An 8,203-nucleotide genomic window follows, 5' to 3' on the forward strand; every position below is an offset into this window, starting at 1 on the left:
GAAAAACCCCCACTGATGGAAGTTTCACTTTATAATCACGAGGATTTTTATATATTTTTTTCAATAATATCTTTATAAGTTCTCATCGAAATTCCTCCAATGTATATATAATATTTAGATAACTAAAGTACCTTTAATAGAAATAATCTCTCCTCCTAAATTGCTATTTTTCCTGGTTCTCTCTGTCGCTTTATAAGAGTACCGTTTATATTTTTCTTTGTGGGATAGTCTTTTTTATCTATCAAAATCACATTACCATAATCACTATTAAATTACATATTATTGTAATAAATCTAAATATTAGCTTACCAATTATGTAAATATAGTGTATAATTAGAAAATATTTTGAAAATAAGGGGGATTATTTTGAAGAAATTACAGAAATTAGGTTTATTAACACTGTCTACTGGCCTGTCCATTGGACTCCTTGCACCACAAGCCAGCGCAGCATCATTATTAAATGAGCAGCAGGACAATACACAAATTCGAATCATTCAAGAAGAAGAAGTTGTTACAAAAAAGGATCTTATTAAGAAATTCAAGGAATTCTTTCCTAATCAGTTTGATTTCTTAAAAGATAGTGACTTCCATATGGATAGTGGTCATTACTTCCCTAATGATGATACTGTTCGATATGGCTTAAGCTTTGGAAAAATCATAAAAGGTAAGGAAGTATATGGAAGTGTTGGATTTGTTGGTGATAAATTAGAAATTGATCAATTTTATTATCAGCCAGCAAACGCAGCAGATGCTTTATTCCCAGCAAAAGTAACAGAAGAAAAAGCAAAAGAAATTGCCCAAACATTTTTAAAGAAGTTTCCTGGAAACAATGAATATAAGCTAGATAACAGCTATTCCGACTATTATCCAGGTAACCAAACACTGACAGAGCCAATCCGTTATTCATTCTCATTCGTTCGCACAAAAAATGAAGTATCTATTTCAGACCAACAGATTCAAATTACAGTGCTAGGAAATGGAGAAGTCAGTAATTTTTATCGCAATTCAAGCGACATTGCCTCTTCCTCCTATGATGATATAACGAAAGCTTTACCTAAAAATGAAATAATTTCGAAGATCAAAGAGAATATTTCCGTTAATTTACAATATAGAATAGATTATGATTATCAAACAGGTGACAGACATGTGAAACTTGTTTACCAACCAATTAGTGAAGTACTCGGTGTACATGCTCTTTCTGGTAAGTGGCAAACGGTAAACGGATTATCTACAGAGCCGCCAAAACAGAAAGAAATTGAGCTTATTTCCTCTCAACCTATCAAACCGGCACAAACTAATTTTTCTTTAAAAGAAGCAAAGGCATTTGCTGAAAAATTACTTAAAGTTGATTCCGATAAAATTAAGTTAAGAATTGAATCAGTTGATGAAACAAAAAATCACAATGGTCAGGAAGTCATTAGTGTTCAGTATATGTATGAATATCATAATGGTGGATCTGGAACTAGTCTGGAACTGGATAAAAAGACAGGTGAAATTATTCAATATCATGATATGAAGAACGATATACTAGGGGAAATTGGTACAAATGAAGAAGAGGGAAATACGATTTCTAGTAAAGAGGCTCTTAATCAAGCTGTTAAATACTTAAAACAATTCTCACCTTCTTATCTTCATAACTATGCAATGCCAACAGGAGAAGCATATTTTTCAAATGAAACAAATAGTTTCCACCTCAGCTTTCCAAGAGTAGTAAATGGTATTCTCGTAAGCGGTAATGAAATTTCTGTTACTATATCTGCAGATGGTTCTTTACAAGGTCTGAACGTGAATCAGTCAAGTATTGAAAACTGGCCGTCCATCGAAAAAGCCATTTCTAAAGATAAAGCAACAGATGAATTTTTTAAACAGTTAAGCTTAGAGCTTCAGTATGTAAAAGCAGAAGCTGGAGCAGACAACAACCATTATTCTCTTGTATATACACCTGTATTCAATAAGAATCTGTACAGCTTCTTAGATGCAAACACAGGTGAATGGAATAGTAATACTGACAAAAAGAGTGATCAGCCAGTTGTTTCACACCCTTGGGCAGAGAAAGAGCTGAATCATCTTATTAATAATGGAATTTTAAATATTGAGGATGTAAATACATTTAATGCGGATGCACAAGTGACAAAAGGTGCTGCTATTGAAGTTATCGTCAAGTCCCTTACTCCGTTCTATGGATACTATGACGAAAACAATACGAGTCAAACATTTGAAAATATTAATCCTGATCACCCTTTATATCAAGTGATTGAACGTGCAGTTGTGTTAGGTATTCTTGAAGGAGAAAATACCACTTTTGATCCAAATGAACGCCTGACAAAAGAAGAATTAGCGGTTTGGTACATACGGACATTAGGACTAGAACAGGCAGCAAAAAATCAAAATATTTATAAACTTGATTTTGCAGATGCAAAAGATGTACAAGCTAAAAACACTGGCTTTGTTGCATTAGCACACTCATTAGGATTATTACCAGCTACTAATAATAACTTTAATCCTAAGCAAGAAGTAACATATGCACAATTAGCAGTATCTGATGTTCTTTTAGCTCATGAAGCATATAAAAAAGGCAGATATATGAATTATTACGGATTTTGAATCAAGTAAACAACCGCCCGTTTTACGGGCGGCTTTAATTTTAGTTAATCTAATTTTGCCATCATATCTTTTTAATTAGCCAGTAAGAACATAAAAAATGTATTAAACCTATTACCGTAATACTACAAAGAGCCAATGATGTAAGGATTGATATTGATAATATCATTCTATATAAATAATTAAAAATCATTAAAAATAGTAAAATTTAAATCATAATTAAGATAATTTTCACTTTTTTATTTTTTATAAACAGAATTGAGATATAACTTATGGAGCTTAATACTATTACTCCAGCAACAAGAAACAATAAAATGTTTATATAATCATGTATACTAGGAAAATATTCATCATGAACGGGTAAACTATTAAAACAAATATATAATGAAAGAAATAAAGAGAATATGATCCAGCTTCCAAAAATATATACCCGTTTTCCTTTTAGCATAGTTTTTATAGGCATACATTAACATTGATATGGAACTAAAAAATAAACCTAAAAATATGAATGGATGAGTTTTTACTTTTTCCAACTAGTCTCCCCCATTTCTTCAAACTGTACTAGATTACTTTAAATTTTCTTTTTTCTAAATCTCGGCTTACTAAAAAATGCCCCAAGAAATATAAAAAATAAAGAAGATAAGATTGCAGTAGCTCCTTGATTGAAATAAACAAAAAAAGGAATACATAAGGTTGCAAGAATAAACATTAGTTTCATCATCTTATCACCCTGCTTCTCAATTTTCCTCAGTACCTTAAATATATTGATTTAAATATCCAACAACTTAGCCAATGACTCGCGCTGATTTGATAAATCCCTTATCCTTTCCCTCGTTATGTAAGTCTCGCACAGTATCGATAATAATCAATTTAATTAGCCCCCTTTAGACAAAATCACAATTCCTTATTCTAAATAGATGCTAGTTCTTTAAAAAATTTCACCTTAATATCATCCCATTCATCTGAAATAATACTGAAATAAACATCGTCTCTTTTGTTTCCATTTTGATCTACATAATTACTTCTGAAAATTCCTTCTTGTGTTGCTCCTAACTTTAAAATCGCTTTTTGAGACCTAATATTATCTATATCTGCACTTAATTGAACTCTGTTAAATTTCATGTGTTCAAAAATATAACTTAATAATTCAAATTTACAAGCTTTGTTTAATCCTGTTCCTTGAAAATCGACTCCATACCAAGTCCATCCTATTTCCAGCCTTTTATTATGAAAATTTATATTGCCAAGTCTGGTGCTTCCTACAATATTTTCTGTTTTCTGATCAATAATAATAAAAGGATAAGACTTCTCTTGTAATCTCTCTTGTAAAGCAGTATTTATATATGTATTTAAATCAGCTTCTGTACGAATAGATACGCCCATATACGTCCATATAGATTCATCAAAAATAATTTTTCTGAAACCTTCTTTATGCTTTAAATCAAAAGGAACAAGTCTCACTTTTGAATTCTCGAGGAAAATATCTTTCTGAAAAAAAGTATTCAATTTATACCACATCCTAAATGATTAACTATCACTTAATATTTTGAAATCCTTCTGTAATATAGTTTTCTTACTTATTTCCAACTAATAAAAGGCTGAAAACTGTGGAGTTATTTTGTCACCATTTTAAATAAGGTAAAATGAACCATCCAATATAAGAATCAATGATAAAACTGTCGTTATACTATTTTAAAGTTATAAAATAACAGTCTTTTCCTTATTTAGACATGGTTAAAAACAGAACTTATGTAATATAAATCTATTTTTCTTTTGTGATAGAGTAGAATAGTCGCAAATTAAACAGAAAGGTGTGGTGTATTTGATATTAAAAATAAACATGTCGTTTGCTGTTTTTATTTTTTGCATGTTTGTTATATCAGATTCAATTTCTGCTCAAGAAATTTTGCAGAAAGAAGATCAAGGACAAGCAGTTTATGACTTACAGAAAAATTTAAAGAAGATGGGCTATCTTAACAGTCAGCCAACAGGATATTACGGCTCTATTACTGATCAGGCAGTAAAACAGCTTCAGCAAGATTCTGGCCTATCACAAGATGGAATTGCCGGATCACAAACTCAGCAAAAATTAAAGAATATTGAAATGATGGCAAGAGTTGTTCACGGAGAAGCACGAGGAGAAACTTATGAAGGAAAAGTAGCTGTTGCTGCGGTAATTTTAAACCGAGTGTCAGCAACCGGTTTTCCTAAAAATACTCATGATGTCATTTTCCAGACAAATGCTTTTAGTGCTGTACATGATGGTCAATATAATTTGACGCCAAACAGCTATGCTTACCGGGCTGTTATTGATGCATTAAAAGGCTGGGATCCTACTCATGGTTCGGTTTATTATTATAATCCGCGCCTGGCAACAAATAAATGGATTTTCACTAGAGAAACCGTCATTAGAATAGGTAATCATTTGTTTGCAAAGTAAAACTAATTTACATACATATTGAAAATATATTTCATAGTTTCATATTATAACTGCGTTGCAAAATAAAAAGATTGGATAGTACTTATCCGATCTTTTTATTTATTATTAGTCATTTTGAACGTATGGAAGATAAGATAAAAGTTCCATTTTTTCAGAAAATAACTTTGATATAATTGTCTAAGTTGGAATAAAAATAGAAATGGAGGAATTATTTTGAAAATAACTGTTTCATCTATTGTTATTGCTGGTTTATTATTAACACCAGTTCATTTTCTAAGTACGGAACAACCTGTTTCTGCCCAAACCGTTTCAAACTATGATGCAGCAGTAAAACAGGGAGAAAAGGTAAAAGCTATTACTTCTTTATTAAACACATCTATTAATCAAGGAATCATAAAAAAAGTAAATATTGATTATGATCTCTTACTGCCAGAAGTGAAAAAGCTTGAACAGAGTATCGGGAAAGTATCAGGGAGTACTAATCGCAAAAAACTAGAAGCGACATATTTAGTACCTGCAAAAGTAACGATTGAACGAGTAATTTATGAAGTTTCTCAATATCGTTTAATGCTCCTCCTTTTAGATTGGAGATACGGTATAGGACCAGATGCAGCTGAGTATGAAAATATGATGTTAAAGCTTGAACGATTAAAAGAACGTGCAGCCTATATTAAACAAACGGGTGGTTATAAAGAACTGCCGCCTGCTATTAATGCTGAATTACGCAAAATCGAAGCTGAGATACAAGGATTCATTGTTGATTCACGAGTTGATGAATACAGCAGGGCTATGAATGCCGGAAATCTTGCCGAGATGAATGAAATATATGATCATTTGACAAAACAGGTGAAGCTTGCTCAACAGAGAATTGGTAAAGTTTCAGGATCTAAAAATCGCCAGAAGTTAAATGATGTTCATGTTATTCCTGCAAAAGTAATAATTGAACGCACAATCTATGAAATTTCACAATATCGCCTATTAAATGTTATTAGCAATCATATAGCAAAAGGTGATATCGAAAGTGCGAAACAAGGATTGGCAACATTAGAGCGATTAAAAGAAAGAGCAGTTAAAATTAAAGAAGCAGGCGGATATGCTCCACTTCCTCAATCAATCCAGCAAAATTTAAAAGCTAAAGAAGATTCTGTCCTATCTCAAATAAAAGATTCTGAAGTAATATCTATCAACTAATTCTCTACTCTATAAAAGAGCAGGCATGAAGCCTGTTCTTTTATTTTTTATTATCCCTCCCCTATTTCCTTCTATTATATTATCAGCAGACCACACTCACGCCTGCGGCAAAATGTAATCTCCTGTTCATTTTCCGTTCATATAAGAGATGTAAGATAAGAATATCAAAAAGAGACTGGAGGATTTATTATGAATATCGCTTGGAAAGAAATGAAGAAAAACAAAGGGAGATTTGCCATACTTGGTTCCATTGTTTTTCTAGTCAGTTTGCTTACATTCATTATTTCCGGTTTGGCAAACGGATTATCACAGGACAATGCTGCATTAATTAAGGATTTGCCGGATGGACAATTTTACATGAATAAAGATGCGGATGAAACTTATAATTTATCTCAAATAGACAGCAAGACTCAAAATAATATATTAAATGCACAGAAGGATGCTGCGGCATTTTCCATTCAGATGGGGTTTTTAAATGATAAAGCCGGCAAGCAACAAAGTGTTGCCTTCGTTACATCTACTGACTCGAAATTATTCGAAAATGTTAAACATGGGGAAGTCATACTGGACAGTTCCCTGCAGGAAAAAGGTATACAAGTCGGAGATATTCTTACTAATAATCAATTTAGCGGCAAGTTTATTGTAAAAGATTTTGTCGATCAGAAGAAATACAGCCATGCTCCTGCTGCTTATATAAACATGGAGGATTACAAAGAAATATACCGTGTCGAAGAAATGCAGTTAATTTTCATACCGAATGGAGATTCTTCACAGCAATTCACCGGGTTACAGGGATTTTCAAAGAAAGAATTTCTCAATACGATTCCAAGCTATAACGCGGAACAGATGTCTTTAAATATGATTGTCTGGTTTTTAGTTGTTATTAGCGGAATGCTGTTTGCTATCTTCTTCTACATGATGAACGTTCAAAAAATCGGCTTGTACGGTATTTTAAAAGCAATTGGTGTAAAAACAAGTACATTATTTAAAATGATGTGGACACAAATGATCGTCATTACAGTAATTGCACTTGGAATATCTATTGTACTGAGCCAGGTTTTTAATATGTTTGCACCCGAAGGAATGCCGTTCAGTTTAACTGCTGAAACAACTGTACAATTATCTATTATCTTCTTCATAATCGGATTTATTGGAGCTACGGTTTCCGGTATACAAATAAAAAAAATCCAGCCATTACAGGCAATACAGCAAGGAGAGGCTTAATATGGATGTATTTACAATTAATGAAGTAAGAAAAACATTTATTAATGGTGAAGTGAAAGAAGAAATCTTAAAGGGAATTAATCTGTCCCTGAAAGGTGGAGAATTAACAGCGTTAGTAGGTGCGTCAGGTTCCGGTAAAAGTACCCTTCTTACAATAGCGGCAGGCCTTCAGCCTGCATCAGATGGACAAGTACTATTTGAAGGTGAAGATATGATTACGATGAGTCCAGAACAAATCCGAAAAATACGGGCAAGTAAATTTGGATTCATCTTTCAATTTGCACATCTCGTTCCCTTTCTTACAGTAGAAGAACAATTAATGCTCATGCTTGATGTTTCTGAATCAAAATTAAAGAAACATGAACAAAAAACAGAAGTTAATGAGATTTTAAAATTAGTTGGAATGGATCACAGAAAGAATGCCTACCCCTCTTCCCTCTCAGGCGGAGAAAAACAGCGGGTTGCTATCGCCCGTGCAATTATTCATAAACCTAAAGTGCTGTTCGCAGATGAGCCAACAGCAAGCTTAGATTCCAAGAGATCTAAAGATATTATGCTGTTAATTAAAAATTTAACGAAAACCTTAAATATTACTACTTTAATGGTGACACATGACGAAGAAATGCTCTCTTACTCTGACCATATAATCAAAATGAGTGACGGACAAGTCTTGTAAAGTGAAACTTCTATCATTGGGGGTTTCCTCATCCCCCAATGATAGTTAGTTGAACCAATCGGACCTTTACG

The 8,203-nt window shown here is 32.6% G+C and carries 6 protein-coding genes; 5 read left to right on the forward strand and 1 reads right to left on the reverse strand.

The genetic code is table 11. From position 1 onward, the window contains the following. The first annotated feature begins 366 nt into the window (after positions 1-366). On the forward strand, positions 367-2,604 hold the full coding sequence (locus tag BFA01S_RS19740) for a YcdB/YcdC domain-containing protein (RefSeq protein ID WP_066234976.1): 2,238 nt from the start codon (positions 367-369) through the stop codon (positions 2,602-2,604). Positions 2,605-3,510: 906 nt separating this feature from the next. On the opposite strand, the gene BFA01S_RS19745 is transcribed toward BFA01S_RS19740, so the two are convergent. Further along, entirely contained in the window at positions 3,511-4,107 is a 597-nt protein-coding gene (locus BFA01S_RS19745; RefSeq protein ID WP_066234979.1) for a GNAT family N-acetyltransferase, read from the reverse strand. A gap of 316 nt (positions 4,108-4,423) precedes the next feature. Between BFA01S_RS19745 and BFA01S_RS19750 the strand changes: the two genes are divergently transcribed. The 4 genes from BFA01S_RS19750 (at position 4,424) to BFA01S_RS19765 (ending at position 8,132) form a co-directional block, all read left to right on the forward strand. Next, a complete protein-coding gene (locus BFA01S_RS19750; RefSeq protein WP_235843079.1) occupies positions 4,424-5,041 on the forward strand; it encodes a cell wall hydrolase in 618 nt (205 codons plus the stop codon). 213 nt (positions 5,042-5,254) lie between these two features. Beyond that, positions 5,255-6,232 (forward strand): hypothetical protein, encoded by a 978-nt coding sequence (locus BFA01S_RS19755; RefSeq protein WP_066234982.1) that lies wholly within the window; start codon positions 5,255-5,257, stop codon positions 6,230-6,232. Between the two features lie 189 nt (positions 6,233-6,421). Next, complete coding sequence (locus BFA01S_RS19760; RefSeq protein ID WP_066234987.1) at positions 6,422-7,456, forward strand: FtsX-like permease family protein; 1,035 nt, start codon at positions 6,422-6,424, stop codon at positions 7,454-7,456. A gap of 1 nt (position 7,457) precedes the next feature. Beyond that, entirely contained in the window at positions 7,458-8,132 is a 675-nt protein-coding gene (locus BFA01S_RS19765; RefSeq protein ID WP_066234990.1) for an ABC transporter ATP-binding protein, read from the forward strand. Positions 8,133-8,203 lie beyond the last annotated feature (71 nt).

Origin of the sequence: Metabacillus fastidiosus NBRC 101226 (assembly GCF_001591625.1) — a bacterium.
Lineage (GTDB): Bacteria > Bacillota > Bacilli > Bacillales > Bacillaceae > Metabacillus > Metabacillus fastidiosus.

Bases quoted from the DNA above. Each gene is read 5' to 3' on its own strand.
- BFA01S_RS19765 (WP_066234990.1), top strand. From the start codon at position 7,458: ATGGATGTATTTACAATTAATGAAGTAAGAAAAACATTTATTAATGGT.
- BFA01S_RS19760 (WP_066234987.1), top strand. From the start codon at position 6,422: ATGAATATCGCTTGGAAAGAAATGAAGAAAAACAAAGGGAGATTTGCC.